This is a genomic window from Methylomonas sp. 2BW1-5-20 (genome assembly GCF_052474515.1).
Window position 1 is genome coordinate 222,209 of the sequence record NZ_CP184127.1, and the last position, 25,693, is coordinate 247,901.

Here is a 25,693-nt window from a genome sequence, read left to right on the forward strand (position 1 = left end):
ATGGGGAGTAATCTCCAAAACGAAGCAGCTATCGCTTTGCTGGAGCAAATGACGGCGGCGGATTCGGCGTTTACTTACCGGCATGGCCAAGGCTACGCATTGGCGGCGTTGTCTAAAAATATTTATGAGACCGATGAATTGCTTTTGGTAATGCCGCAATCGAGTTCGCGAGCAGGTAGCGAACCAAGCCTATTGAACGCTTATGTAAACCGCGGTGTAAATTTTTTAGTTGGGCTACCTGATGCCGATACGTTGGTGTTGATAGATGACAAACAACAACGAATTATATTGGCGACCGACCCGATTGGCCTCAGTCATATCTACTACGCAGAGATACCCGGTGGCATAGTGTTTGGCTCCAGTGCCGATTTTGCGGTGCGCCATCCGCAGGTCAGTAATGCCATAGCACCGCAAGCCGTATTCGATTATATCTATCTCAACCATTGCCCAAGTCCCAACACTATTTACCAACAGGTGAAAAAGCTGGAAGGCGGGCAGTGTCTGGTTTATCAAAATGGTCGGATAAAAATCGAGCATTACTGGCTGCCGGCATTTTCGGAGCAAGCTTGCGATTTGCCGCAAGCCGGCCGTGAATTGCAGCGGGAGTTGATCGATGCGGTCAGAAGCATGGTTGACAATGAAGACAATACCGGTGCGTTTTTGAGTGGTGGGCTGGATAGTTCTAGCGTCGCGGGTGCATTGTCGAAAGTATTTCCCGGCAAGGCGAAAACATTTTCGATGGGTTTTCAAGCCGATGGCTATGATGAAATCGAATATGCCAATATTGCTGTCGAACGTTTTAACACCCGGCAACATCAGTATTACGTTACTCCTGAAGATACCGTCAATGCAGTGCCTAGCATCGCAGCTTACTATGATGAGCCTTTCGGGAATGCGTCGGCCTTGGCAGCCTACTATTGTGCCAAATTGGCTAAGGACCATGGTGTTAACCGTTTGCTCGCGGGCGATGGTGGCGACGAGATTTTTGCCGGTAACGAGCGTTACGCCAAGCAAATGTTGTTCGAGAGCTACCATCGTCTCCCAAAATTCGTTAGCGCCGGTCTTGAAGGGACATTGAATTGCTTACCGGATGTAATTGCCAAACAGAAACTACTGTTTAAGGCAAAACGCTATATCGATCAAGCTAATGCCGCAATGCCCGATCGCTTGCAGGACTACAATTTTTTGCACCGGCATGCCGCGGCAGATATTTTTCAGGCTGATTTTTTAGCGCAAATTGATACTGCCGCACCATTGCAGCAACTTAGGGAAGACTATTGGCGGCCGGAGTCCGCTAGCACCTTAAATCGTATGTTGTATTTGGATTGGAAAAATACGCTGCACGATAACGATTTGGTGAAGGTCAATAGGATGTGTGAGATGGCCGGTGTGGAAGTGTGCTACCCCTTGTTGGGCCGGCGTATTATCGATTTATCATGCCGCATTCCTTCGAATGACAAATTGCGCGGGCAAAAACTGCGTTGGTTTTACAAACGAGCAATGGCCGATTTTCTGCCCGAGCGGATTATCAATAAGCCCAAACATGGTTTTGGTTTGCCTTTCGGTGTGTGGCTCAAAGATCATCACCCCCTAAAACAATTGGCTTACGGTGCGATACATGACTTGAAGCGGCGCGAGTTTTTCAGGCCGGATTTTTTGGATCATGCTATCGAGATGCATCAAAGCGTCCATGCCGCTTATTACGGTGATTTGGTGTGGATGCTGATGATGCTGGAGTTTTGGTTTGTCGGGAAGGGTTTGTAGTTGATCGATCTGCGCTGGTTAATAAAACTCTGCTGGTGTGACAAAAAACGTCAGTTATGAACAAAGACGACTTGTTACAAAGGGTTGTTGCAGGTTGCAAGTTTTCATATCGCCATTGTTTTCGATGGAATGGGCTCTTATCAAGGCCTTGAAATATATGGTTTCGTGCTTTTATTTTTTCGTTTAATCAAGGTTTAAAAGTAGTTGGCATGCTAATTGTTTATGTATTTGGGAGTTTAAACCCCATCAAACATAAACAAAGAAGGTCGTTATGAACAAGCAAATGCAAAAAGTACAACAAGGTTTTACCTTGATCGAGTTAATGATCGTAGTCGCGATCATCGGTATCCTGGCTGCTATCGCGATTCCGGCTTATCAAGATTACACTGTCAAATCCAAAGTCTCAGAAGGTCCAAGTTTGGCTTCGCCAGCATTCACTGCTGCTGGTGTTGCTTGTAGTGAGCAAGATTTGGGAAGTTCCACAACGACTAAAACAAATGGCGACTATGGTTTAGCTGGTTCTACTTCAATTAAGGGCAAATATGTTCGTTCTGTTCTTCTAACCTCCAGTACGGCAAGTACCGCATCGGTATTAATTACCTATACAGTTATAGGCACTTCTCTCTCATCAACCACCAATCAGATTGAATACAGAGGAGTATGTAGCCAAGGCGCTGGAATGCAATGGAATATTACCACTGGTGCTAATACAACCGTTCAGACTAAATTCCATCCTAAACTGTAATTAAAAATTATATTTAGGAGAAAAGGGGCTGAAAGGCCCCTTTTTTTTGGAAGCAATTTTATTGTGCTGGCAATCCATTATGAATCCTACAAATCAATTCAGTAGGCCTTGGTGGCAAGCAAGTTGGCTAATGCTGATGCTGCTAGGCATTCTAGTTTTAAGTGTTTATCTGCCAGGTAAAGCAGGCCCGTTCCTCGCGGATGATTATCCGAACATCCTCGATAATAACGGGGTTGCACTCAAGCATTTAGATGGCCAGTCGTTGGCCTCTGCCTGGACTGCGAATACCAGTGGTGCATTAAAGCGTCCATTCGCCAGCGTTAGCTTCGCCTTGAATTATTATTTTGCTGGCCAGCATTTTGATCGCGTCGCTTTTAAGCTAACGAATATTACTATTCATATCCTAAATAGTTTTTTGGTGTTTTTTCTAAGTCGATTACTAATAACCGTAGTCGTACCGAGCTATCCGGCACAAAAATTAGCTTTTCTAACGGCCCTAATTTGGGCCGTTCATCCTTTGCAACTAACCGGAGTTTTGTACGTAGTGCAAAGAATGACCAGTATGGCCTGTTTTTTTATGTTAAGCGGGTTTTTAGTTTTTCTGAAAGGCCGTCTAAATTTAGATAAAACCGGTGGGATCGTGTATATGGCAGCCGGATGTTTTTTTGGGGTTATGCTAGGAGCGTTAGCAAAAGAAAATGCGCTACTACTACCGCTGTTGATTGCCGTCTGTGAATGGACACTGATGCCAGTCGTCTCGGAGCGGGCGCACCGAAACAAGATTTACGGTTACTATGCTATCACTGTAATCATTCCTATATTGTTCTGCGTTGGTTATCTGCTGAAGCATCCTGAGCATGTTTTAAGTGGCTACCAGTTTCGAGATTTTACGCTAGTAGAAAGGGGAATGACTGAGAGCAGGATTTTGTTTTATTACCTCGGTTTGTTGTTCTATCCAGACAATACCCAACTAGGTTTGTTTCATGATGACTTTACATTAAGCAAAGGATTGTTGGAGCCGACAAATACATTATTGTCGATGATTGGCATCATTTTTCTGATAGTTGTTGCACTTAATAACAGTCTCCGCAGAAAAATGCCCTTTGTAAGTTTTGGGATCCTTTGGTTTTTTATCGGCCATAGTATTGAGTCCACTATTTACCCGTTAGAGTTGATATACGAACACCGTAATTACTTACCTAGCATTGGTATTGTTATCGGTGGTGTGGTCTTAGTTTATGAGATTTTTGTTAAAAGAGTAAGCGAGTGGATGCTTAACTCGCTTTACGCCTGTATTGCTATTAGCATGGCGCTTGCTACTTATGCTCGCGCATCAATTTGGTCCAGCCTGGATAGTTTCAGTTACTTTGAGGTGCGCAATCATCCGCAATCAGCGCGGACTAACAGCGTTTACGCAAATAGTCTTGAGTTGAAGCATGGGCCTAATCTGGAAACCTATAACCACTACCTTATTGCTGCGCAGCTAAATACCTTTGAAGTTTCAACATTATTAGAGGTTTTTATGGAGCTCAACAGGTTGATCTACTATCATGATGTTAATAAATATCAGCAAAATATTGCGTTGCCCCAATCTTATGACGCTCCACTTGTTTTTGATAGTAAATATATGGACTCTTTGAAAGAGCGCATTCATGAAGAGATAATACGGCGTATAACTGCAAAAACATACCCACTTCGTACGATGCTCGGTCTCCGTAGTGCCGCCAACTGCCTGATTAATGGTGACTATGAGTGTAAAAATATCGCTGCAAATTTAACGGCATGGGTCGATGCTGCATTAGCACAACCCGGTTTTTTTGATGTGCCGATGATTTATCTGATCAAGGCAAAGATTTATTTCAATCAGAGGGAAGTGGCACGCGCGCTCGAATTTGTAGATAAAGCAATTGCTCTGTCTCCTGACAGAATGTATTTCTATGCCGAAAAAGCCTATTTATTTGTAACGCTTAACGAATTCGATAACGCCGAGAATGTGATTAGACATGCCGAAAGTCTTGGTATTGCTAACGGGTTTGATGCTCAGGAGTTCCAAACGCTTAGAGATGCAATGCAACGGAAAAGCCTAGTTGCAGAGCCAACAGTGCCATAATGGCGCTCGCAGATATTATCTCAGCAGTTTCTGTTCAAATTCACTAAAATACCGCAAGATTTACAGTCTGATTTGCGTGGATAGCTCGACGCTATTCGAGGTCGAGCAAGTTGCCATCAACAGCCCACAAGGCCTGGGATTATGCGGATACTTAATATTGTCTTTAAAAACATCAACTCACTGGAAGGCGAAGGTCGGGTCGATTTCGACCAGGGTCCCATCGCTGATAGCGGTGTGTTTGCCATCACCGGGCCTAATGGCTCCGGTAAAACCAGTATTCTCGATGTCATCACGCTGGGTTTATACGGTGAGACTTTTCGTTTCGATAAGCCCGCCGAGCATGTAATTACTAAACAAAGTAAGGACAGTTTTGCGCAAGTAGAGTTTGCTTTGGATGGCGAGAAATTCCGCTCCAGTTGGCGAGTCAAGCGGTCTGCGGCTGAGAGACAAGACCAGGTTTTACAGCCGGAAATGAGTTTGATGCGGCTAAACGATGAGCAGGAGTTGTTAGCCAGAACACCGAATACTGTGCGGACTAGAATCGCCGAGCTGACGGGGATGGATTTTCATAAATTCAGCAAATCCATGGTATTGCCGCAAGGCGATTTTGCGGCTTTTCTAAATGCGCTGGATAGCGAGCGCATGGACATTCTGGAAAAGATCAGCGGCACCAATATTTACGCCGATTATCGACAGCAGGCGGAAGACAATTTCCGGAAATCGCTCAGCCGTTTGACTCAATTACAGCAGGATATCGAGCTGATTCCATTGCTTAGTCCGGAAGCCCTGCAGGCTGGTGAGCAGGATTTGCAGGATTTCAAGGAGCAAGTCATAGACTTGAAAAGCCAGCAAAATCAGTTGCAACAGCAATTGCTGGTTGTCAAAAACATCGCCGATCTTGAAGGCCGCCAACAGCAGTTTATACGCCAGGCTCAACAGGTTGAGGAGCAAATCGATCGCTTGGAGCGCGATTTGCGACGCATTGGGGAGGCGCAACAGGCGAAGCAATTCCGTGAAGAATTGACGCTATTGGATCGTAAGCAAGAACAGCTTACCCAAGCTGAGGCAAATCTGACGGCTTATCGCCAAGAGCTCGGTATGTTACAGCGGCAATTGGCGGAGGAGGCTGGCGATAATGTCCCGAATGTGGATGGCGGCAGTCTTGTAGAACAAAAACAGGCGATTGATGCGTTAAAACTAAAAATTGGTGAGCTGAAATTGGAGTTGCCTCGTGAAAACGAGTCGGTGCAAGCTGCGCAATTGCAATTGGATGAAAGAAAAGCCGCGCTAGCCGAGGTAGAAGACTGGCTGCAAGCCCATCAGGCCGATGCCGCCTTATTGGTGGCGTTTCCGGATGTCGTGCAATTACGCAATCTCAGAACAGAGTTGGCGGAATTGGCGGGGAAACAGAAAACGCAGATCAACTGGTCGAAAAATACTTCCGCGGCATTGAAAAAAAGTCAGTCAGCGTTGAACGATGCCAAAACTACAATCAAGGAATTGAACGAGCGGATTGAGCTGGCCCGGAAAACCATGCTTGAATTGGCTCAAGGCAAGAGCTTCGACGAATTGAAGGAATTGCTGCTGGAGCAGCAGGTTCGCGTAAACGATTTTCAAGAGTTGTATTCTTTGGCTAGCGTAAATGCCAAATTTACCAAAAAGAATTTCTTCAGTTGGTTTGCCCGCAATAAAGAGCCGGATCTGCCCGACGAAACTCGGCTGCAAGCGAGGTTGGACGAGCTGCGCGAGGAAATGGCGCGTGAAGAAAATATCGGTAAAGCGCTTGAGCAAGCTGTGTTGAATGAAGCTCTATTGAAAAAATTTAGTGGCGATCGCGACAAGCTAGTTGACGGGAAACCTTGTTTTCTTTGCGGTTCTTTACAGCATCCTTATGTATCAAAGCCACCGCTATTGACCAATTCGAAAAAAGCTTTGGTCGACCAGCGCGGCAAAATGCAGGCGTTAAAAACGGCTATCAATACTGTTTCCGGCCAGTTGGCTGTCGCGCAAAAGCAAGGTTCGCAATTGTCCGCCAGGCAGCAGCGTTTGCAGCAAATGCGTTCGCAATGGCTGGTTTTAAGCAATCGATTGAACGTGGCCAGCGCGGAATTGAATATAGACAACCTGTCTTTACAAAAGCATTTGTTAGCGGAAGAAGCGCAGGAATTGGAGAAAATTAAAAATTTAGTCAATGAACACGCGCAATTGCAGCGCAATGTGGCTAAATGGTTGGCAGAAGTCGACACGAAACAAGCTTCTTTGGATAAGCTTACGGCATCGGTTTCCCAACTAGAGGCTACATGGAATAATCGTCCGCCCGAGCATATAGAGTCTGAGCAACGTTTTACGAATCGTAAGGCTGAAGAAAAAGCACTGATAGATACGCTTGAAAAGCAATTGGCTGGGCTAAGCGAAAAACTGCCGGCGAGGGGCAAAGAAAACGTATTATTTGATCGGCTGAACAGTCGGCGGCAGGACTACCAGATCAGAGAGTTGCGGCAGAAAGGCTTGAAGGAAGACATTGCAAGTTTGCAGGAACGTCTGCAAGCCGGCGAAGCAAAAATCATCCGGTATCAACAACAGATGGCGGACAATTTGAGCGCTTTGCAAGGTCAAGAAGCGATGGCTTTACACATCGCAGTCATCGAGAAGCAAAAATTGATTGCCGAACTGGAGCGGCAATTATCCACCTTGCAGCTTGAGCTGGATGCGATGTTGAGAGTGTTGGCAAATAAAATCGCAGGTGGAAATTTCAGCGATGTGGACAGTTTGCGGGCGGCGTTAAGTTTGTTTGATAGCCGGTTGGATATCGAGAAAAGTTTGGAACAGGCGCGTTTTCAGCTAGTAGGCATTAACGAGGAACTTGTCAAAGTTACTGCGGATTTGCAGCAGATGTCAGGCGGCGTTTCAAGTGCTCTCAGCGAAGACGATCTTTTAGCGGTGCAACGGCAACTGGCCCAAAAAATCGACATTGCCGAGCATGAGGTCGCCAGTTTGGAAAGTAAGCTCGATAAACAACAGGCTTATCGCGAAAAATACCAAAATTTGCAGGTTCAGTTGAAAGAAAAGCTAATGTTACATGAACAAGCCGATGCGGAAGTGAAATTGATCGGCGATGAGCAGGGCGGGTTTCGGCGACGTATTCAGCAGTTGTTGGTAGATAAGTTGTTGTCGCAAACCAATCAGATACTGGAAAAGCTCAGCGGCCGTTATTATGTGCGCAACGTGGCCAGTGATCACGGCTTGGGGTTGGAGATAGAAGATACTAGGCAGAAAAACCAGCGGCGACTGCCCAAGACACTGTCGGGTGGCGAGAGCTTCGTAGTGAGTCTGGCCCTGGCCCTGGCTTTGGCGGAGATTGCCAATAATGGTAAGGCTATCGATTCGTTGTTCTTGGATGAGGGCTTTGGCAATTTGGATGCGGAAGCGCTTTATTTAGCGATGAGTGTGCTGGAAGGTTTAAAAACGCAAGGTAAAACCGTTGGTGTGATTTCTCATGTCGAAGCAGTAAAGAAGCGCATTAAAACGCAGATCGAATTAGTGAAAAAAGCCAATGGCTTGAGTGAATTGAAAATGGTTGCTTGATATATGGTGGCGTCCGGCGCGATGCTGAAGCCACCAGTGATATAGGTCTAGTTATTCGGGCGGAAAGCTCTGCCGTAAGTGGTTTCCGCGTTGAAATTGTCCCAAACGTACAGGGGATGCACGATAGGTTGCGTGGGGATAGGGGCTGAAACTAAATCCAGCACACCTACGCCGATTCTCCCGCCCATATTCAACAACCCTTTGAATGTACCGCCGATAAAACCGTAAATTACATTGCTTTGATTGTTGACGAGAATTATGTTCTTTGGAATTTCCAGCGATGACGTTGTGATATTGGCTAAACCGTTAACTAATTTTCGTCCGAAGGTTTCGCCATAGCTTTCGGTTTCATCCGCCTGAATTGATAAACTTGTAAAGACGAAAGTAGCCGTCAACACAGCGGCTAAGGTGCGGGTATTTCGTTTCATGACTGATCCTGTAGTTTAGAACGGATGTTGGCATCGGTTGGCTGAGCCGGTTAACCGGCTCGGCTTCGCGTTTCACTCGAAAGTATAGCAGACGGCCGCTTGTTTACTTTTTCAGTGCCTTGGCGAACGCATTGCTCATGCTGTTCTGCAATACGGGCTGCGGTTTTGGTTTGTGTGTCGTTTTAGGCGATTTGTCTTTTGGCATAATGTCTGCGGTATCGACATTTTTCTTCATGCTAAGCGATATGCGTTGGCGCGATACATCTACTTCCAGTATTCGTACTTTCACCATATCGCCGGCTTTTACTACGCTACGTGGATCCTTAACAAAATCGTCCGCGAGATGCGAGATATGCACTAAGCCGTCCTGATGGACGCCGATGTCCACAAAAGCCCCGAAATTGGCAACGTTGGTCACTACGCCATCGAGTGTCATGCCTGGTTCAAGGTCCGTTATTTTTTCTATACCGTCCTTAAATTGTACGCTTTTGAATTCAGGGCGTGGATCGCGGCCTGGTTTTTCCAGCTCTTGCAAAATATCGGTGACGGTGGGTAAGCCGAAGTTCGAGTTGGCATAATTCGCCGGATTCAGGCCGCGCAAAAATTGGCTTTGTCCAATCAGATCGCGGATCGATTTGCCGGTGTCGTCGAGAATTGCGTTGACGACCGGATAAGCTTCCGGATGCACGGCAGATGCATCCAGCGGGTTATCGCCATTCATGATTTTTAAAAAGCCGGCAGCTTGTTCGAAAGCCTTGTCGCCTAAGCGCGGTACTTTTTTCAATTGGTTGCGGTTGGCGAACGGGCCGTTAGCGTCGCGAAAAGCCACGATGTTTTCGCTGATGCTGCCGCTAAGGCCGGAGACCTGTTTCAGCAAGGCCACCGAAGCTGTATTGACATCAACGCCCACCGCATTTACGCAGTCTTCCACGACGGTATCGAGCATGCGAGCCAGTTGTACTTGGTTGACGTCATGTTGGTATTGGCCAACGCCTATCGATTTAGGGTCAATTTTTACCAGTTCCGCCAGTGGGTCTTGCAGCCTGCGGGCTATCGATACCGCGCCGCGCAAGGATACATCGAGTTCCGGAAATTCCTTGGCTGCCAGTTCGGATGCCGAATATACCGAGGCGCCGGCCTCGGAAACCGTAATTTTTTGGAAATAGAGTTCTTTATGTGTTCTCATCAAATCGGCAACCAACTGATCGGTTTCCCGGGATGCGGTACCGTTGCCGATGCTGACAAGCTGTACTTGATGCTGTTTAATTAATCTCTCCAGAACTGCAATGGATTGATCCCACTGATTTTTCGGTTGATGCGGATAAATGGTTTCCGTGGCTAGCAATTTGCCGGTAGCGTCTACGACCGCAACTTTGACACCGGTGCGTATGCCTGGATCCAGGCCCATTGTTGCTTTTGGCCCCGCCGGCGCGGCGAGTAACAGATCGCGTAGGTTACTGGCGAATACCCGGATGGCCTCTTGCTCAGCCGCTTCACGCAGTCGTTGTTTTAAATCCATGTCGATACGGGTAAAGAGCTTGATTTTCCAGGCAAAGCGTGCGGTTTCGGCTAGCCAGGCGTCAGTGGGTTTGCTTGTGTCCGTAACTCGTAGGCGTTGGCAGACAAATTGTGCGCAGAGTTGGTGTTCTTCATGTTCCAATTCGGCCGGTTTTAAGGTTAAAGACAGCAAGTCCTCGTTGCGGCCACGGAACAATGCCAGTGCCCGATGTGACGGTATTTTATTGATTGCCTCGCTGTAATCGAAATAATCTTTGAATTTTGCAGCTTCAGCTTCTTTGCCGGTGATCAGGTTAGCGTGCAGGATGCCTTTGTTCCAAATCCGCTCGCGTAATTCGCTCAATAATTCGGCGTCTTCGGAGATGTTTTCCATAATGATCTGCCGTGCTCCATCCAACGCGGCAGTCACGTCGTTCACGCCTTTATCTGCATCGATGTAGGCGGCGGCGGTTTGTTCCGGAATCAGGTTGCGATTTTCGAGTAAGCCATCGGCTAACGGTTCCAGGCCGGCTTCGCGAGCGATTTGCGCTTTAGTGCGGCGTTTGGGTTTGTAAGGGAGATATAAGTCTTCCAGTAGGGTTTTGGTATCAGCGTCGAGTATCGTCCGTTCCAGCTCGGGTGTGAGTTTTCCTTGCGAGCGTATGGTGTCGAGTATTGACTCGCGGCGACTATTGAGTTCTCGCAGATAAATCAATCTTTCTTCTAGGTTACGCAACTGAGTGTCGTCTAGTCCGCCGGTTACCTCTTTTCTATAACGAGCAATAAATGGTACCGTGGCCCCTTCGTCAAGGAGGGTGGCCGCAGCGGCGACCTGTTGAGGCTTAACAGAAAGTTCTTCGGCAATGCGTTGGATAACGTCCATCAGAGTGTAAAGTAGAATTTGGAAAACTCTCTATTCTACAGCAGGGTTGGGTGTTGAAAAAGCGATGCACTTGTTACGTGGGGGAGAAGCCTACGGGCATAAAAAAGGCGTCAGCCGGTAATCCGGCTGACGCCTAAATTGCAAAGCAAATTATTTCGCTTGGCTTAACACATCATTATTAAAATCTTTGTGTTTTGCTAAAACTTGCGCTTCAGCTTGAGCAGAAGTTTCGCCGCCGTATTTAAGATGTTTGGTTTCATCCGCTTTTAGCAGAACTACGCCGCCAATCGCAATTGCAGTAACAATAGCAACTACAGTAAAGGTATTGTCTTTTTCTTGTTCAGCCATTTCTATAATCCTCATCTTGTTGTTGTAATAATTAGCCCTAAAAAGGGGCAACTCGAGTTGTATGTCGAATTTAGTATTATTGTTAGTCGACGGGGTATTTTTTACACGTAAAAATGTTTTGTGTCAAAACAATATTTTTAGCTAAGGGCTTTTTGCTGTCGTGTTTTTGTTAAAGTCATTATTTTTCAAAATGTTATGTGTGTATTATGTAAAAACTACCTTTGTCAAAAGCTACGTCTATCAATGCTTCTGGGTTCGCTAGGGCGGTTACGTGCTGGGAAATCCGATTGTAGGGAAGCGGGTTGGTTCAGCCTTCTAGAAGCCTGTTTAGTGGGGACAATGCGGTTTTCTGGCGATAAATTAAGTTTCGAAGCATTGGGACGTGCGCGTATGCTTTGCTACAAACGAGCTTGAGGTGACTGAATTGTCCGCTTTTTTGCGGTTTACCTAGCATCACTTTGTTCTGTAGGTTTCAAAAGGGACTGATGATTTTCTATTTTGCCTGACTTGGTTTGAACCGATGTAGCAAATTTTTTCTTTTTATCAGGATTGGAGATTGTCTGAATCTAAGCTGAATGTCCGATCTTCTCGGGCTTTCAGAGGGGAATTAGCTGTCAATAAATAATTGTTGACAAAATATGTATCTTGTAGGCTAACGAAAAAAGCTTGTCAAAGCGTTTTTATTCGGATAACCTCAAACCTCCTGTCAATACTCAACGAAAGGAGGGTAGGATGCGAAAAACGAAATTGACGGCAATTATATTGCTTTCAGCCAGTCTAGCGTCTTTTAGCTCTGTAAGTTTAGCGAAAACAGAAAGGAACGGTTTTCTTTCCCTTGAACAAAGCGGCGTCGCGTCCTATTACAGCGACAAAATGCATGGTCAGCGGACAGCAAACGGTGAATTTTATGATAAAAACGCATTGACTGCGGCTCACGCGAGTTTGCCGTTTGGTTCTTTAGTGCGTGTCGTTAACCTGAATAATAATCGTAGTGTCGAGTTGCGGATAAATAGCCGCGCTCACAAAGCCAATAAGCGCTTGCTTGATGTGTCCAAACGGGCTGCCAGCGAACTTGGTTTCATACAAGCTGGCCTAGCCAAGGTCAAAATTGAAGTTCTACGGGTAGGTGACGCCTAGGTGTGACCCTGCTCTGGTGGTGTATCCGTTTTTTTAACGGATACACCACACTCCCAAGTATTAATGAGCTTTATGTATTACTCAATAGCTTGGTCTTTAATCGCCTTAAAGCCGATATCCGTCCGATAATAAATATCCTGCCAATCGATTTGGCGGCATAGTTCGTAGGCTTTTTCCTGGGCTTGAGCGATGCTGTCGCCTAACGCACATGCGCATAACACTCGGCCACCAGCTGTCACGACGTTATCGCCGACTTGTTTGGTGCCGGCATGAAACACTTTGTAATCGCCGCTGGTATTGCTTGGCAAGCCGTTGATTGGACGACCTTTAGCATAGTCGTCAGGATAGCCGCCGGCTGCCAAAACTACGCCCAAGGACGAGCGTTCGTCCCAATCGGTAGTGATCTGATTTAGCTTTTTGTCCAATGCTGCCAAACATAACTCAACTAAATCGCTTTTTAAGCGCATCATGATGGGTTGGGTTTCGGGGTCGCCGAAGCGGCAGTTGTATTCCAATACTTTGATACTACCGTTTTTACCTATCATTAGGCCGGCATATAGAAAGCCGGTATATTCGTTGCCGTCGGCACGCATGCCCTGCAGGGTTGGTTGGATCACTTCAGCCATGACTCGTTGATGTATTTCCGGCGTTACGACCGGTGCTGGAGAATAGGCTCCCATACCGCCGGTATTGGGGCCTTGATCTCCATTGTCGCGGGCTTTATGGTCTTGCGACGTGGCCATGGGCAGCGCATGCAAGCCATCGGCGATAACGATGAAGCTGGCTTCTTCACCATCTAAAAACTCTTCTACGACCACTCGATGTCCGGCGCTCCCGAAGCTGTTTCCGGACAGCATGTCTTCTACTGCATCGATAGCCTGTTGTTCGGTTTGGGCGACGACTACGCCTTTACCGGCTGCCAGGCCGTCGGCCTTGACGACGATAGGTGCGCCATTTTTCCGAATATAAGCGATAGCTGGCTCAGTCTCGGTAAAGCTTTCGTATGCAGCGGTGGGTATGCCGTGGCGGATCATAAAATCCTTGCAGAACGATTTGGAGCCTTCCAGTTGGGCAGCTTGCGCGGTTGGGCCGAAGCATTTCAGGCCGGACGCGGAAAATCGGTCGACTATACCCCTAACCAGGGGTACCTCCGGCCCAATGATGGTCAAAGCTATATCTCTAACCTGGGCAAAGCTGAGTAAGCCGTCGATGTCATCGGCTTGAATGTCTACGTTGTCGATACCGGGTTCTAATGCGGTGCCGGCGTTGCCGGGGGCCACGTATACGTTTTTGGCGCTTGCGGATTGTCTAATTTTCCAGGCTAAGGCGTGTTCTCGGCCGCCACTTCCCACAATTAATATATTCATCTTCTAAATCCGGTATCAATGTCTGAAATGGCGCATGCCGGTCAAAACCATGGCGATATTATGCTCGTCGGCTGCGGCAACGACTTCCGCGTCTCGCATCGAGCCCCCAGGATGAATCACTGCGGTTATGCCGGCCGCCGCAGCGGCATCAATGCCGTCACGGAATGGAAAGAATGCATCGGAGGCCATTACCGAACCCGGTACCGCTAAACCTTCATCGGCAGCCTTAATGCCGGCGATTTTTGCCGAATAAACCCGGCTCATCTGTCCGGCGCCTATGCCGACGGTTTGGCCGTTTTTGCCGTAGACGATGGCGTTGGATTTCACGAATTTGGCGACTTTCCAAACGAACAATAGGTCTGCCAATTCTTGTTCGGTTGGAGCGCGCTTGCTGACCACTGTCAGATCGCTGGCAGAAATATTGCCGGTGTCTTTATCCTGTACCAATAAGCCGCCGGCGACGCGTTTAAAATCCAGGGCAGACGTTTGGTTATCGGACCAGTGGCCAGTCTCCAGCACTCGGACGTTCTGTTTCTTCGCCAATGCCGCTTGCGCACCTGCTGATATTGCCGGTGCGATGATCACTTCCACGAATTGGCGTCCCGTAATTTCTGCGGCGGTTTGTTCGTCAAGTTCTCGGTTGAAAGCGATGATGCCGCCAAATGCCGAAGTCGGATCGGTAGCATAAGCCAAATTATAAGCGTCGAATATATCGCCACTAACCGCTACGCCACACGGGTTGGCGTGCTTCACAATCACGCAGGCGGGCTGGTCGCTAAATGCTTTGACACATTCCAAGGCGGCGTCGGCATCGGCGATGTTGTTATAAGACAATTCCTTGCCTTGCAATTGTTTAGCGGCGGCGATGCTGCCGGCCGGCGGAGTTTTCTCGCCGTAAAACGCCGCGTGTTGATGTGGATTTTCACCGTAACGCATGCTTTGCAGGCGGTGGAATTGTAGGTTCAAAGTTTCCGGGAACTTGTCGGCGTCGACAACTTTACTGAGGTATGCCGCGATCATCGTATCGTAACGGGCGGTATGCTCGAAGCTTTTTAGCGCTAATTTGAACCGGGTGCCGTGACTGAGCGAGGTGGAATTGTCCTTTAATTCAGCCAGAATTGTCGGGTAGTCGGTCGGATCCACCACTATCGCCACATCGGCATGGTTTTTCGCCGCACCGCGGATCATGCTCGGGCCGCCGATATCGATATTTTCTATCGCGGTTTCCAGGTCGCAATCGGGCTTTGCGACGGTTTGCTCGAACGGATACAAATTGACCAATACCATATCAATCGGTTTGATACCGCTTTCCGCCATCACGGCATCGTCTATGCCGCGTCGTCCGAGGATGCCGCCATGAACTTTGGGGTGCAGGGTTTTCACCCGGCCATCCATCATTTCGGGGAAACCCGTGTAGTCGGAGACCTCGGTAACGGCAATCTGGTGCTCGGATAATAATTTAGCGGTGCCGCCAGTCGATAGTAGCTCGACGCCCAAGCGGTCCAGTTCTCGGCAAAACTCCAGAACACCGGTTTTGTCGGAAACGCTGACCAGAGCGCGGGTCACTTTTTTATTTATGCCCAAAGGGGTATTCATGCAAACCTCAGGAAAGGGTAAAGAGAAGGGCTGGAAATTAACCTATGCCGTAATTTTCGAGTTTTTTGCGCAAGGTGCTGCGGCTGAGGCCAAGGATGATCGCGGCCTTGCTTTGATTGTAGTCGCAGTGTTTTAGCGTGGTTTCCAATAAGGGTCTTTCCACTTCAGCTAAAACCAAATGATATAAGCCGGAGGAGTCGTGGCCGTTCAGGTGGGCGAAATAATCTTCGACACAATGACGGACATGGTCGGCCAGCGTTTGCTCGCTGTCTGTAACTTTGTGTGTAAGGTGTTTTCCCATCTAGGCGGCTCGTGGTGTCATCAAATTGAAAGAGTCATTGACTAGCGCGAGTTGCCGCGCAGCTTGTTGGGCTAGATTAATTGCAGTCTTTTGTTCAGCAGGTAGTGTGCCGAGATGGTCGAAATACCAGCCGATGTGCTTGCGGGCGATTCTAACACCACAGTCGTGTCCATAAAAACTGTATAAATTTTCCAGATGCCGGTTAATGACGGTTTTGATCTCGGTCAAGGAAAGCGGGGAATATTCGGTGTTATTAAGATTAGCGTTTAGGTCGCTAAATATCCAAGGCTTGCCTTGCGCCCCTCTGCCTATCATTACTGCATCGGCACCTGTGTAGTTCAGGACTTGTCTGGCTTTAGCCGCATTGTCGATGTCGCCGTTGGCGATAATCGGAATGCTGACACTTTGTTTAACGGCCTTGATAGTATCGTATTCGGCACTTCCGGTGAATTTGCAGGCGCGGCTACGGCCATGAATGGTTAGTGCCTGAATGCCGCAACGCTCGGCGATTTTAGCGATATTGACCGCGTTACGGTTAGCCAAATCCCAGCCGGTACGGATTTTTAAGGTTACCGGAAGGTTTACGGCACTGATAACAGCATCCAAAATTCGCGATACCAGATCCTCGTCTCTCAATAGCGCGGAACCCGCCGCAACTGCGCATACTTTTTTCGCGGGGCAGCCCATATTGATGTCGATAATATGGGCGCCTCGATCCTGATTCAATTTGGCGGCCTCGGCCATTTGTGTAGGGTCCGTGCCTAAAATTTGTACCGAACGCAGGTTATTGCTAGTGCTGTAATCCAATTTTTTTAAGGTTTTTGGGTGGTGCTGTAAGCTGCGATTCGAAATTACCATTTCGGAGACAGTGAGGCCCGCTCCAAATTCGCTGCAGATTTCCCGAAACGGTGCGTCGGTAATGCCAGCCATTGGGGCCAGCAATACATTGTTAGGAAGTTGGTAAGGGCCAATTCGCATGAAAAGCCGGGCTCGTCGAAAAAGGCCGCAAATGATACCCGAAAATGTCGCGAATAACGATGGCAAGAATAGCTTGTCGAAACGCACGATTGCTGTGCCGAGAAGATTGCATCGTTTGCCGCGAATGCAGTAGTCTTGGAATGACAATTATGGAGTGGAATATGATGGAAAAACACAGCACAAATACTGTCTGGCATCATGCTACGGTAAATCGTAGTCGGCGGGAGGTTATGAATGGTCACAAATCGGCTGTTTTATGGTTTACCGGTTTGTCCGGGGCCGGTAAATCGACGCTTGCCCACGCCGTGGAGGAGCGATTGTATCACTTGGGTTGCCGGACATTTGTGCTGGACGGCGATAACGTCCGCCAAGGCTTGTGCGGAGATTTGGGATTTAGCGATCAAGATCGACAGGAAAATATCCGCAGAATCGCCGAAGTGGCAAAGTTGATGTTGGAGTCCGGGCTAATCACGTTGACGGCGTTTATTTCCCCGTTTCGCGCCGAACGGCAATATGCGCGGAATTTAGTACCCCATGGTGATTTTATCGAAATTTACTGTAATTGCGATTTGGCAATCTGCGAACAGCGCGATGTAAAGGGGCTTTACAGAAAAGCGCGACAAGGTGACATCCCATTATTCACCGGTATCTCTTCTCCTTATGAGGTGCCCGAAAAGCCGGATTTATATATAGATACTGGGATCAGCGATTTGGGCGAGTGTGTAGAGCGGGTGCTGAGCGTACTTGAACTTCGTGGCGTTATAAACATGCCTGCTTAAGGAAATATCGTGAATATAGATGTGTTTAATGGTGATGCGGATGGCATTTGTGCGTTGTTGCAACTGCGGCTTGCATTTCCTGTTGAATCGACTCTCATTACCGGGGTTAAGCGTGATATCGAATTGTTGACTCGGGTTTCTGCGCAACCTGATGATCAAGTAGTGGTGCTGGATGTGTCGCTAGATAAAAATCGTTCGGCGTTATCCGAATTGCTGAATCAGGGTGTCAGAGTTTTTTACATGGATCATCATTATGCGGGCGAAATTCCCGTTCATCCGGGCCTGACAACGCACATAAACACCGAAGCGAATATTTGTACAAGCTTATTGATGAATGCTCATCTGGGGCAACGCTTTACAGCGTGGGCTGTGGCGGGGGCGTTCGGCGATAATTTGGATGATGCCGCGTTGTTGGTGTCACAATCAAGTAACTTGACGGCCCGGGAATTGCTTAAGGTAAAGCAATTGGGAATCTGTATCAATTACAACGCTTACGGTAGCTGTGTCGACGATTTGTATTTTTCGCCTGATGCGCTTTACAGACAAATGGCGGGCTATGCTTCCCCGCTTGATTTTATAGCCGACAAGGCCGAGATTTATCGGCAATTATTGGATGGGTATGCCGGAGATATGAACCTTGCGGAAAAAGTTAATGCTGAATATCAGACCGATACAACGGCTGTGTTTATTTTGCCGGATGAAAAATGGGCGCGGCGAGTAAGCGGGGTTTGGGGGAACGAATTGTGTAATCGATATCCGGACAGGGCTCACGCTATCATAAGTAACAATCAACAAGGCGGTTATCAAGTTAGCGTGCGAGCGCCGTTGAGTAAAAAGATCGGTGCAGATGGATTATGCGCAACATTTTTCGGTGGAGGTAGAAAGGCGGCAGCCGGTGTTAATCATCTTCCATATGAACAATTAAACAATTTTGTAGCGGCGTTTCAAGCTCAATATCCATGATCTAGTTTTTTGTGAAAAATCGCTTACTAATTGCTTGCATTGTCTATACGATTTTTGTCATTTATGGCAGCTTGGTGCCGTGGCAATTTAATAGCTTGTCACCAAATGAGGCTTGGTATCGTTTTCAAAACATTGAATATTTTGAACTAGGGATTGCTTCAAGGGCGGATTGGGTAGCAAATATCCTGCTCTTTATACCCCTCGCTTTTCTCTGGCTGTGTAGGCTTTCGCTCCAGCAAAAATTAATTGGAAAGCTCGTCGCATCGGCTGCTGTATTGATAGCCTGTTTTTTGCTTTGCTCCGTTATAGAGTTTACCCAATTATATTTTCCGCCTAGAACAGTGTCGCTAAACGACATCGTCGCGGAAAGCTTGGGTGCGGTGCTTGGTGTCTTTTCTTGGTGGATTCTAGGTAAGAAATTTATTGAATGGTTAGAGAATTGGCAAATAAATAAAACAGATACAATTCCCTATTTGCAAGTCTATTTAGGCTGCATGTTTTTTTATAATGTATTGCCTTTAGACTTAACCTTAAGCCCGGTCGAGTTTTATCATAAGTGGCGCGAGGGGCGGGTCATTCTGGTACCTTTTTCCGGTATAACAGGCGATATTTTCAGAGATATTTACGATTGCCTTTCCGATATTGCATTATGGATTCCTGTGCCTTGGTTATGGCATAAGCTTGGAAATTTTAGTAAGCGGGATTTGTTAAAAAGGGTTTTGGTTTCAGCGGCATTAATTGAGTTTTTTCAGTTATTTGTGTATAGCCGGGTTACAGATATTACCGATATATTGTTAGCGTGGATCGGCGGGCTTATAGGTGTAAGTTTAATTGGCATTAGTTTTAAGGATAATGTGCAGGATGGCGGAAATGCCGGCCTGAAAAGTCCTGGAAAGCACTATTTTTTATATGTTTGCTTAGGATATTTGTTATGGGCTTTAGTTGTAGTATTGGTTTTTTGGTATCCTTACGATTTTAAATTTAGTTACGCTAACTTCTTGACTTGGAGTGATAGGTTTCTCAGGTTGCCATTTTATGCCTATTATTACGGTACTGAGTTTAGAGCGATTACAGAGGTTTTTCATAAGGTGTTATTCTTTATTCCTTTTGGCGTGATTTTAAGTGGAGCCGTTCAGTCTGTTGCTAATAAAGTTCCAGCTATTTTTTTTGTTGTGCTAGGGACAGGTGTTACATCGTTAGGCATCGAGTTTGGGCAGCTATTTTTACCAAATAAAAACCCCGATAGTACAGATGTTATTTTAGAGATTTTAGGTGGATTTCTGGGGTTTGTTTTGGCTAAGCAATTAATGCATCATGAAGCGTCTATTTGGAAGGGTAAGGATAGTCAGAAAAACTATTCTGCGTCAGTGTCGCCAAGCCCGAAAGAAAATTTAAATCGGGATCCTATTTTTATAAGTAGCATTAAAAGTAAATCGCGAGGTGTTCGAAATATTGAGTTGCTGTTAGCAAGCGGATCTGTGGCTGCGGTCTTTGGAGTTCTAATATTTTTAAGTATTTCTACTGAGGTTCCTTACAATGTGAGAGAGCTTTTCTCGGAAAATTTCCCAATTATCAGTGCGTTGGGTGTGGCCCTGTTAATGTATTGGTGTTTTTCTTATCCGTTATACTCCTTAATAAATGAGGCAAAAAAAAATAAATTAGACGGGTTATTTTACGTCAGATTCGTTGCAATACAGTCTTTGGGAGCTTGGTTATTAGTCAGATCAGTTATACCTATGGAAAGCATACACGATATACTGGGATCGCCAATTTTAAGTATTCCCGCTGAGGTAGAGTTAATTTTTCGGTTTTTTGCGTTGTTCAGTATATTTTCATTGATGATCCTAGGTGCCGCTCACGCTGCACTTTTTTGGATTGTCTCTAGTAGGGAGTTTTTTCGGCTTTTCTTGTTAGGTTTTTTTTGGGCGACTCTATTGTTGTCGATCGATTATTGGATTGTTGTGGTAGAGGCGGCGACCGATAACTTAACGGAATTAATGGCTAACAACGGTTATTCATTTCTAGTTTTAAGTATCTGCATATATTTTTTCCTGGTTGGATGGCTTGGTTCATCCATTTCATTGCATACAGTTTTTAGTAATTTTCGTAGGCTAATTATTGTAAGTCTTTTGTTTGTATTATCTTTTCCTTTTGGTTATCAATTATTAAATTGGGGGACTGAGCAATTTATCATAAAGTATGACTCCGTGTTTTCAGCGATGCAATTTTTATTAAGTCGGGACAGAAGTCATTTGGTTTCCGGCGAGACTTTAAGGCAGCGGTTTTTTATCATGCACGCCGGATTTGTTATCATGGTTTATATCGCTCAAGTGCCGGTGGCTATAATTTTTACTGGTTTTTCGAGGGCGAAAAGGATTGTCTGATTAAGATGTTGATGGTTTTTGACGCGGCGTGGCATGCACTTATTCTCGGAGTTTATTAGTTTGCAGATTGTCGGTTCTATATTTATTTTTTTGATAAGCTTATTCGCGAGGAATGTGGTTGCGGCAGATATTGGCGTCTGGAACCATGTTGCGGCCGCTGGAGCTAAAATTGGGTTAGAAAAACAGCCAGTTGTTCTTGAAAAGGGGGTGGAAGTTGATGCAGCTATAGATGGAAAAAAAAATAGTGCTGTTAAAAGTCAAGATTTAAGTGGTGAAGGTTCCGGGGAAAATAGCGCTCTGAACGGTTTGTCTGTTAAGGGAGGGGGTATTTCAAAACCTATCTTTGAGGAGCAGGAGGGGATAAGTAAGGAGTTAAATTCAAAACTAGATAATAAGAGTTTCTACCCTGTAAAAAAGAATCAGGATTTGAAGAAATATAATTTTCAAGATGATTTTTTTTCATATAAAAATATGCTCTATGAGGTTCAAATTGGCTTAGGTGATGAAATTTACGATAAATTAGTTTGGACTTACTATGGCATTAAGGATATAGATGATCTGATCTACTCTAGAATGGCCGAATATAATTTTAATGGAAGCGATTTTGTTGGAAAGTTCAGGCAATTTGTCGGGCTGGACAGTCAAATGAGTGCTATGATTGTTTTAGGGGGGCGTTCATATGATGCCGCTAATATGAGTCAGTTTGAAAATTTCTCAAATAAAACAAATCACAAGGATGGCGGAGGTAAAGTGGTGTTGGATTTTTCTTATGAGAATATTTCTCATGCTGATGCTATTGAAATCAGTCGAATTTATGCCATCTTTAAATACTTGACAATCAAAAATTTCATATATTTTTTGTTAGGCGTCATGGGTATTAGCGTGCTTCGTCGAGTATTTAGATTTTTTATAAAGCAGGATTTAAGCTAAGGAAGCTCTGATTAATAACCAGGCAGCGATATAATTCAGCATCAACGCCAGTTTCGAGATGCCAGCCATGGTTCAGGCTATGTAAAAACGATGAATCGTTGAAATATCCATTGGATATCGAGCAATTTTATTGAGCTAAGGCCGCTTTGAGCGACTAGCGCTGATGAAGGGTGAAGGGTGTTTCTGGTTTATTAATTTGGTTTAGCCAAATTGATGTTAATAGCCATCGGTAAGAGGTTAAATTAAGAGTAATAACTGGCTGTCAAGCTACCATTGCTTCCATCAGGGGGTAATCCCCCTGAAAAAAGCAGCGTTTAAAAGTGGAATTTTCTCGTAACAGACGGAGTAAGTTTTACATGAAGACCTCACGATTTAGTGATAGTCAGATTCTGGCGATTTTGAAGCAGGCTGAAGCCGGCACGCCAGTGCCTGAGCTTTGCCGGGAACACGGCGTTAGCTCTGCCACGTTTTACAAATGGCGCTCCAAATATGGCGGCATGGATGCGTCCTAGATGGCGCGCCTGAAAGAACTGGAAGACGAAAACCGGTGACTGAAGAAAATGTATGCCGAAGAGCGGCTAAAGGCCGAAATCATCAAGGAAGCCCTGGAAAAAAATGCCTAACGCCATCTTGCCGCCGCGAAATGGCGCAACTCATGATTCAGGCCAACCGGGCCAGTCTTCGGTTGGTGTGTTCGGCTTTAGGCATCAGCTCCAGCGGTTATCGCTATCAGTCAAAGCGCTCGACTGAAAACGCCGAGATTGCCGACTGGCTGCTGCGCCTGACCGATACCCATCGCGCCTGGGGATTTGGATATGCTACTTGTATTTGCGCAATGTGAAGGGCTTTCATTGGAACCACAAACGGGTCTATCGCATATATCGAGAGTTGGACTCAACCTGCGCATCAAGCCCAAGAAACGTTTGGTACGGGGAACCCCACACCCCTTGACCGTCCCGGATCGCATCAATGCCGTTTGGTCGATGGATTTCATGCATGATCAACTCACAGATGGCCGCGCGTTCCGTTTGCTCAACGTCATCGATGACTTTAATCGGGAAGGTTTAGGCATTGAAGTGGATTTCTCGTTACCGGCTCTGCGGGTCACCCGCACCTTGGATCGCATCATCGAGTGGCGTGGAAAACCTGACGCCATTCGCAGTGACAATGGACTGGAATATATCAGCGAAACGTTAAAAACGTGGGCTGAGCAACATGGTATTCGGATCGATTACATCCAACCAGGCAACCCGCAACAGAATGCCTACGTTGAACGCTACAACCGAACCGTGCGCTACGAATGGCTGGCTCAGCATCTGTTTGATTCCATCACACAGGTTCAAGATTTTGCTGAGCGCTGGTTATGGATCTGCAATCATGAACGGCCCAACATGGCCATCGGTGGTATCACTCCCAAACAAAAATTGGCAATTGCCGCTTAACCTCTACTTTTAGATTCTGCTGATAATGGGGGGATTACCAGGGCAGGTTCTCAGTAGATTCATCGCTCTTTTGAAGTTGTAGGCAAGTGCATGCAAACTCATCTCCGTACTGACGTGGTCCAGTGTCTCGATCAGAAAATGAGTTGATCCCATTCAGGCTTTTAGGGTGCCAAAGGGATGTTTCCACTGTTTGCTGTCGGATGCGCGTGCTGTCAGACGATTTGTTCTGACGTGTTTGCATCGCTTCGAGGAACTCTGTAATTGTCAACAAAAACCGGACACCAGTTCATGCGGTGTTTCTATAAAATTCCCGCTCGAATTTGATCAGGGTTTGGTAGTTCAATGTTGAGTGCGATCAACGCCCATTGTAAAAAGCCAAATAGTCGATCACGCTCAGTTTTGCCGCCTCTTGTGGGTTTTGAATTTTTCGTAGTTGAGCTGTTCATACTTCAAAGCTGTGGAAAAAGTGTTCCGTAGGCGAATTACCAACAATTGCCTTTTCGGCTCATGCACATGCCTCATGTGCATCACCGCCAGATGTTGCCGATATTCCCGGCTTGACCGCCACGATCCGAGTGATGCTGCAAACCAAGCGGCGGTTTGCGACGCCACTTGTGCCCGGTGGGTAGAAGGTCATTTGTAACGCCTTGGCACAGAGTGAGGTCCGCATATGGTCGCCAATTGCCATGCCCTCCAATTGGCGGGAGAACAGATCGATAACGACCCGCAACGTAAGCCAGCCCGCTGTAGGGGCCGGACATAGCTAATATCAGTTGTCCACACCTGATTCGGCTGAGAGACCTTGAATTGCTGACCCAGTTGATTGGGGGCTATGGCTTTACTTTGGTTGCTGTCCGTCGTCACTTTAATCGTTCCAGTGTACAGTACGTTCCGATCCGATATACCGAGCGTTTCGCCGAAACTATCGTTGGTTTGTATTAAGGGCAAGCTAACTCATAACCTAATGCCTCCGAGATTGTCGGGTGGTTTAATTGGTAACGATGCCATTGATTGGCGCCTCTGGAAGTGTTGCTACCGGTTGAAAATGTGTTCGTGAGACTGAGAAACACTCCTGAGTCGTCTTAACGTGATCTGGCAAATTGAAATGCAACTTTGAAAATGTTATCCCTTTGGTTTGGGCTTTCATTTTGTTAGTCATGTAAGGGCGGCAAGGTCCCGCAAATCATGTTGTCGGGAAATTTTACATTCCTGTGTTGAATCTAGTTTAACTAGAGGTTGATTTGTTCTAACTAATTGAAGTTAAATAAAAAAAAAATACTGGCAACCATATTGCATTAAAAGAAATGCGAATTTTTATTTTTAGTACAGGAGCATTATCATGAAAACCAAACAATTAGCCGCTATTATCGGCTCAATTTTAGCCGGTTCCCTTGTTGCTAGTTCAGCACAAGCGGTTCCGGTAGCATCTGCGGAGTCTGTTGTTACACTTCAAAATTTCAAAATTTCTTATGCCAGTACTGGCGTTCAAGTTGATAAGGGTGATTTCGATATATTGACCCCTTCAAGCACTGAAAAGGTGCAAGCTTCAGTCAACGCCACGTCCAATGCTCCTGCTCAGCTTGATGTTGGAGATGCTTCAAATTTGGCATCTAGTGCGTCCGTGGGTACAATAGTGCCTGCAAATATTTCAACTGAAATTCTTAATAATTCAGCAGCTACACCATCAATTTTTACGGTAACACCTCTCCCGATTATTGGCGGTAATTTTGCAGCGTCTGGATCCAATGAAGTTGGTTCCCCTATCACTGGCTTCCCTGCCGCCACAGCGAGCTCAGCTACGCTATATAACGCGTCTTATGCTTCCTTAGATGCTACAACAGGCACTGCAGGTACAAGTACGAATAGTGGTCTGACCGCGAAATTCAGCTTTTCAGGTATTGATGGCGCTCTGAACTTTACTTTTGATGTTGGTGCTTATATCGGTGCTTATTTGACATCTGGTGCTGGCGTTAACGCTAAATCTGCTTACACAATTACTTTCGCCCTAGAAGATTTGGCAGGTAATTCTCAAATTATTCTTGCTGGCGGCGGCACTGGAACATTTAGCTTGGGTAAAAACCTGTCGGATAGTACTCCAGGGGCTGGCACTGTGTTAGAAAATTCGATTGCTGGTTATAATCCTGTTACTGGTGCTTTGATTACTACTGCCTTAGGATTTCAAACTTTGGCCTTGGACCACCTCAAAACGTATAATTTGACTGCGACCATTACAACAGATGCGAACGTTAAACTGGAAACAGTTCCTGAGCCGCAAGTGCTTGCTTTGTTGGGTATTGGCTTGCTGGGCATGGGGTTGTCCTCACGTAAATTTCCAAACTCATCTAGCTTAGTTGCCTAAATTTAGATAAATCAGTACAGTAAAAGCCGCTTGCCAAGTGTTTTGGCAAGCGGCTTTTTTTTATTAAGAGCGTTATAGGCAAAAAGACCTGTGTCGG

17 protein-coding genes and 2 pseudogenes are annotated in these 25,693 nt (G+C 46.3%); 11 read left to right on the top strand and 8 right to left on the bottom strand.

Features of this window, described 5'->3' with window-relative positions:
- The 4 genes from ACH50O_RS00995 to ACH50O_RS01010 all read left to right on the top strand — a co-directional run bounded on the left by ACH50O_RS00995 (position 1) and on the right by ACH50O_RS01010 (position 8,204).
- Complete coding sequence (locus tag ACH50O_RS00995) at positions 1 to 1,764, top strand: asparagine synthetase B family protein (RefSeq protein ID WP_446810208.1); 1,764 nt, start codon at positions 1 to 3, stop codon at positions 1,762 to 1,764.
- A gap of 283 nt (positions 1,765 to 2,047) precedes the next feature.
- The gene (locus ACH50O_RS01000; protein ID WP_446812096.1) at positions 2,048 to 2,509 is read left to right on the top strand and encodes a pilin; all 462 of its coding nucleotides are present in this window, start codon (positions 2,048 to 2,050) and stop codon (positions 2,507 to 2,509) included.
- A gap of 79 nt (positions 2,510 to 2,588) precedes the next feature.
- Positions 2,589 to 4,619 (top strand): tetratricopeptide repeat protein, encoded by a 2,031-nt coding sequence (locus ACH50O_RS01005; protein ID WP_446810209.1) that lies wholly within the window; start codon positions 2,589 to 2,591, stop codon positions 4,617 to 4,619.
- A gap of 141 nt (positions 4,620 to 4,760) precedes the next feature.
- Positions 4,761 to 8,204: an AAA family ATPase gene (locus ACH50O_RS01010; RefSeq protein ID WP_446810210.1), complete on the top strand. Its 3,444-nt coding sequence runs from the start codon at positions 4,761 to 4,763 to the stop codon at positions 8,202 to 8,204.
- A 47-nt stretch (positions 8,205 to 8,251) separates the two neighbouring features.
- Here the strand turns inward: ACH50O_RS01010 and ACH50O_RS01015 are convergent, their stop codons facing one another.
- The 3 genes from ACH50O_RS01015 to ACH50O_RS01025 form a co-directional block, all read right to left on the bottom strand.
- The gene (locus ACH50O_RS01015; RefSeq protein WP_446810211.1) at positions 8,252 to 8,632 is read right to left on the bottom strand and encodes an exosortase system-associated protein, TIGR04073 family; all 381 of its coding nucleotides are present in this window, start codon (positions 8,630 to 8,632) and stop codon (positions 8,252 to 8,254) included.
- Positions 8,633 to 8,735: 103 nt separating this feature from the next.
- The gene (locus tag ACH50O_RS01020; RefSeq protein WP_446810212.1) at positions 8,736 to 11,012 is read right to left on the bottom strand and encodes a Tex family protein; all 2,277 of its coding nucleotides are present in this window, start codon (positions 11,010 to 11,012) and stop codon (positions 8,736 to 8,738) included.
- A gap of 150 nt (positions 11,013 to 11,162) precedes the next feature.
- Positions 11,163 to 11,360, bottom strand: a complete 198-nt coding sequence (locus ACH50O_RS01025) for a hypothetical protein (protein WP_446810213.1) — start codon at positions 11,358 to 11,360, stop codon at positions 11,163 to 11,165.
- Positions 11,361 to 12,092: 732 nt separating this feature from the next.
- On the opposite strand from ACH50O_RS01025, the gene ACH50O_RS01030 reads away from it, so the two are divergent.
- Positions 12,093 to 12,497 carry a septal ring lytic transglycosylase RlpA family protein gene (locus tag ACH50O_RS01030; RefSeq protein ID WP_446810214.1) on the top strand — a complete coding sequence of 135 codons (405 nt, stop codon included), beginning with the start codon at positions 12,093 to 12,095 and terminating at the stop codon, positions 12,495 to 12,497.
- Positions 12,498 to 12,574: 77 nt separating this feature from the next.
- Here ACH50O_RS01030 and purD read toward each other — a convergent pair whose 3' ends face one another.
- Genes purD through dusB form a run of 4 tightly spaced genes read right to left on the bottom strand, consistent with a single transcriptional unit; the run spans position 12,575 to position 16,739 of the window.
- Entirely contained in the window at positions 12,575 to 13,864 is a 1,290-nt protein-coding gene (purD, locus tag ACH50O_RS01035; protein WP_446810215.1) for a phosphoribosylamine--glycine ligase, read from the bottom strand.
- Between the two features lie 15 nt (positions 13,865 to 13,879).
- Complete coding sequence (gene purH / locus ACH50O_RS01040; protein ID WP_446810216.1) at positions 13,880 to 15,460, bottom strand: bifunctional phosphoribosylaminoimidazolecarboxamide formyltransferase/IMP cyclohydrolase; 1,581 nt, start codon at positions 15,458 to 15,460, stop codon at positions 13,880 to 13,882.
- A 37-nt stretch (positions 15,461 to 15,497) separates the two neighbouring features.
- Positions 15,498 to 15,761, bottom strand: coding sequence for a helix-turn-helix domain-containing protein (locus tag ACH50O_RS01045; RefSeq protein ID WP_446810217.1), 264 nt, complete (start codon positions 15,759 to 15,761; stop codon positions 15,498 to 15,500).
- The gene (dusB, locus tag ACH50O_RS01050; RefSeq protein WP_446810218.1) at positions 15,762 to 16,739 is read right to left on the bottom strand and encodes a tRNA dihydrouridine synthase DusB; all 978 of its coding nucleotides are present in this window, start codon (positions 16,737 to 16,739) and stop codon (positions 15,762 to 15,764) included.
- A gap of 164 nt (positions 16,740 to 16,903) precedes the next feature.
- On the opposite strand from dusB, the gene cysC reads away from it, so the two are divergent.
- From cysC to ACH50O_RS01075, 5 genes and pseudogenes are all read left to right on the top strand, one after another.
- On the top strand, positions 16,904 to 17,518 hold the full coding sequence (cysC, locus tag ACH50O_RS01055) for an adenylyl-sulfate kinase (protein ID WP_446812097.1): 615 nt from the start codon (positions 16,904 to 16,906) through the stop codon (positions 17,516 to 17,518).
- A gap of 9 nt (positions 17,519 to 17,527) precedes the next feature.
- Positions 17,528 to 18,481 carry a DHH family phosphoesterase gene (locus ACH50O_RS01060; protein ID WP_446810219.1) on the top strand — a complete coding sequence of 318 codons (954 nt, stop codon included), beginning with the start codon at positions 17,528 to 17,530 and terminating at the stop codon, positions 18,479 to 18,481.
- A gap of 11 nt (positions 18,482 to 18,492) precedes the next feature.
- Positions 18,493 to 20,865 carry a VanZ family protein gene (locus ACH50O_RS01065; protein WP_446810220.1) on the top strand — a complete coding sequence of 791 codons (2,373 nt, stop codon included), beginning with the start codon at positions 18,493 to 18,495 and terminating at the stop codon, positions 20,863 to 20,865.
- A 33-nt stretch (positions 20,866 to 20,898) separates the two neighbouring features.
- A complete protein-coding gene (locus tag ACH50O_RS01070; RefSeq protein ID WP_446810221.1) occupies positions 20,899 to 21,795 on the top strand; it encodes a hypothetical protein in 897 nt (298 codons plus the stop codon).
- A 356-nt stretch (positions 21,796 to 22,151) separates the two neighbouring features.
- A pseudogene (locus tag ACH50O_RS01075) lies at positions 22,152 to 23,234 on the top strand (transposase); the annotation flags it as partial.
- A gap of 12 nt (positions 23,235 to 23,246) precedes the next feature.
- On the opposite strand, the pseudogene ACH50O_RS01080 reads toward ACH50O_RS01075, so the two are convergent.
- Positions 23,247 to 23,487: pseudogene (locus ACH50O_RS01080) on the bottom strand (transposase); the annotation flags it as partial.
- Positions 23,488 to 24,576: 1,089 nt separating this feature from the next.
- Here ACH50O_RS01080 and ACH50O_RS01085 point away from each other — a divergent pair.
- Entirely contained in the window at positions 24,577 to 25,596 is a 1,020-nt protein-coding gene (locus ACH50O_RS01085) for an EDSAP-1 family PEP-CTERM protein (protein ID WP_446810222.1), read from the top strand.
- Positions 25,597 to 25,693 lie beyond the last annotated feature (97 nt).

Bases quoted from the DNA above. Each gene is read 5' to 3' on its own strand.
- ACH50O_RS00995 (WP_446810208.1), top strand. From the start codon at position 1: ATGGGGAGTAATCTCCAAAACGAAGCAGCTATCGCTTTGCTGGAGCAA.
- ACH50O_RS01000 (WP_446812096.1), top strand. From the start codon at position 2,048: ATGCAAAAAGTACAACAAGGTTTTACCTTGATCGAGTTAATGATCGTA.
- ACH50O_RS01005 (WP_446810209.1), top strand. From the start codon at position 2,589: ATGAATCCTACAAATCAATTCAGTAGGCCTTGGTGGCAAGCAAGTTGG.
- ACH50O_RS01010 (WP_446810210.1), top strand. From the start codon at position 4,761: ATGCGGATACTTAATATTGTCTTTAAAAACATCAACTCACTGGAAGGC.
- ACH50O_RS01015 (WP_446810211.1), bottom strand. From the start codon at position 8,632: ATGAAACGAAATACCCGCACCTTAGCCGCTGTGTTGACGGCTACTTTC.
- ACH50O_RS01020 (WP_446810212.1), bottom strand. From the start codon at position 11,012: ATGGACGTTATCCAACGCATTGCCGAAGAACTTTCTGTTAAGCCTCAA.
- ACH50O_RS01025 (WP_446810213.1), bottom strand. From the start codon at position 11,360: ATGGCTGAACAAGAAAAAGACAATACCTTTACTGTAGTTGCTATTGTT.
- ACH50O_RS01030 (WP_446810214.1), top strand. From the start codon at position 12,093: ATGCGAAAAACGAAATTGACGGCAATTATATTGCTTTCAGCCAGTCTA.
- purD (WP_446810215.1), bottom strand. From the start codon at position 13,864: ATGAATATATTAATTGTGGGAAGTGGCGGCCGAGAACACGCCTTAGCC.
- purH (WP_446810216.1), bottom strand. From the start codon at position 15,460: ATGAATACCCCTTTGGGCATAAATAAAAAAGTGACCCGCGCTCTGGTC.
- ACH50O_RS01045 (WP_446810217.1), bottom strand. From the start codon at position 15,761: ATGGGAAAACACCTTACACACAAAGTTACAGACAGCGAGCAAACGCTG.
- dusB (WP_446810218.1), bottom strand. From the start codon at position 16,739: ATGCGAATTGGCCCTTACCAACTTCCTAACAATGTATTGCTGGCCCCA.
- cysC (WP_446812097.1), top strand. From the start codon at position 16,904: ATGGAAAAACACAGCACAAATACTGTCTGGCATCATGCTACGGTAAAT.
- ACH50O_RS01070 (WP_446810221.1), top strand. From the start codon at position 20,899: ATGCACTTATTCTCGGAGTTTATTAGTTTGCAGATTGTCGGTTCTATA.
- ACH50O_RS01085 (WP_446810222.1), top strand. From the start codon at position 24,577: ATGAAAACCAAACAATTAGCCGCTATTATCGGCTCAATTTTAGCCGGT.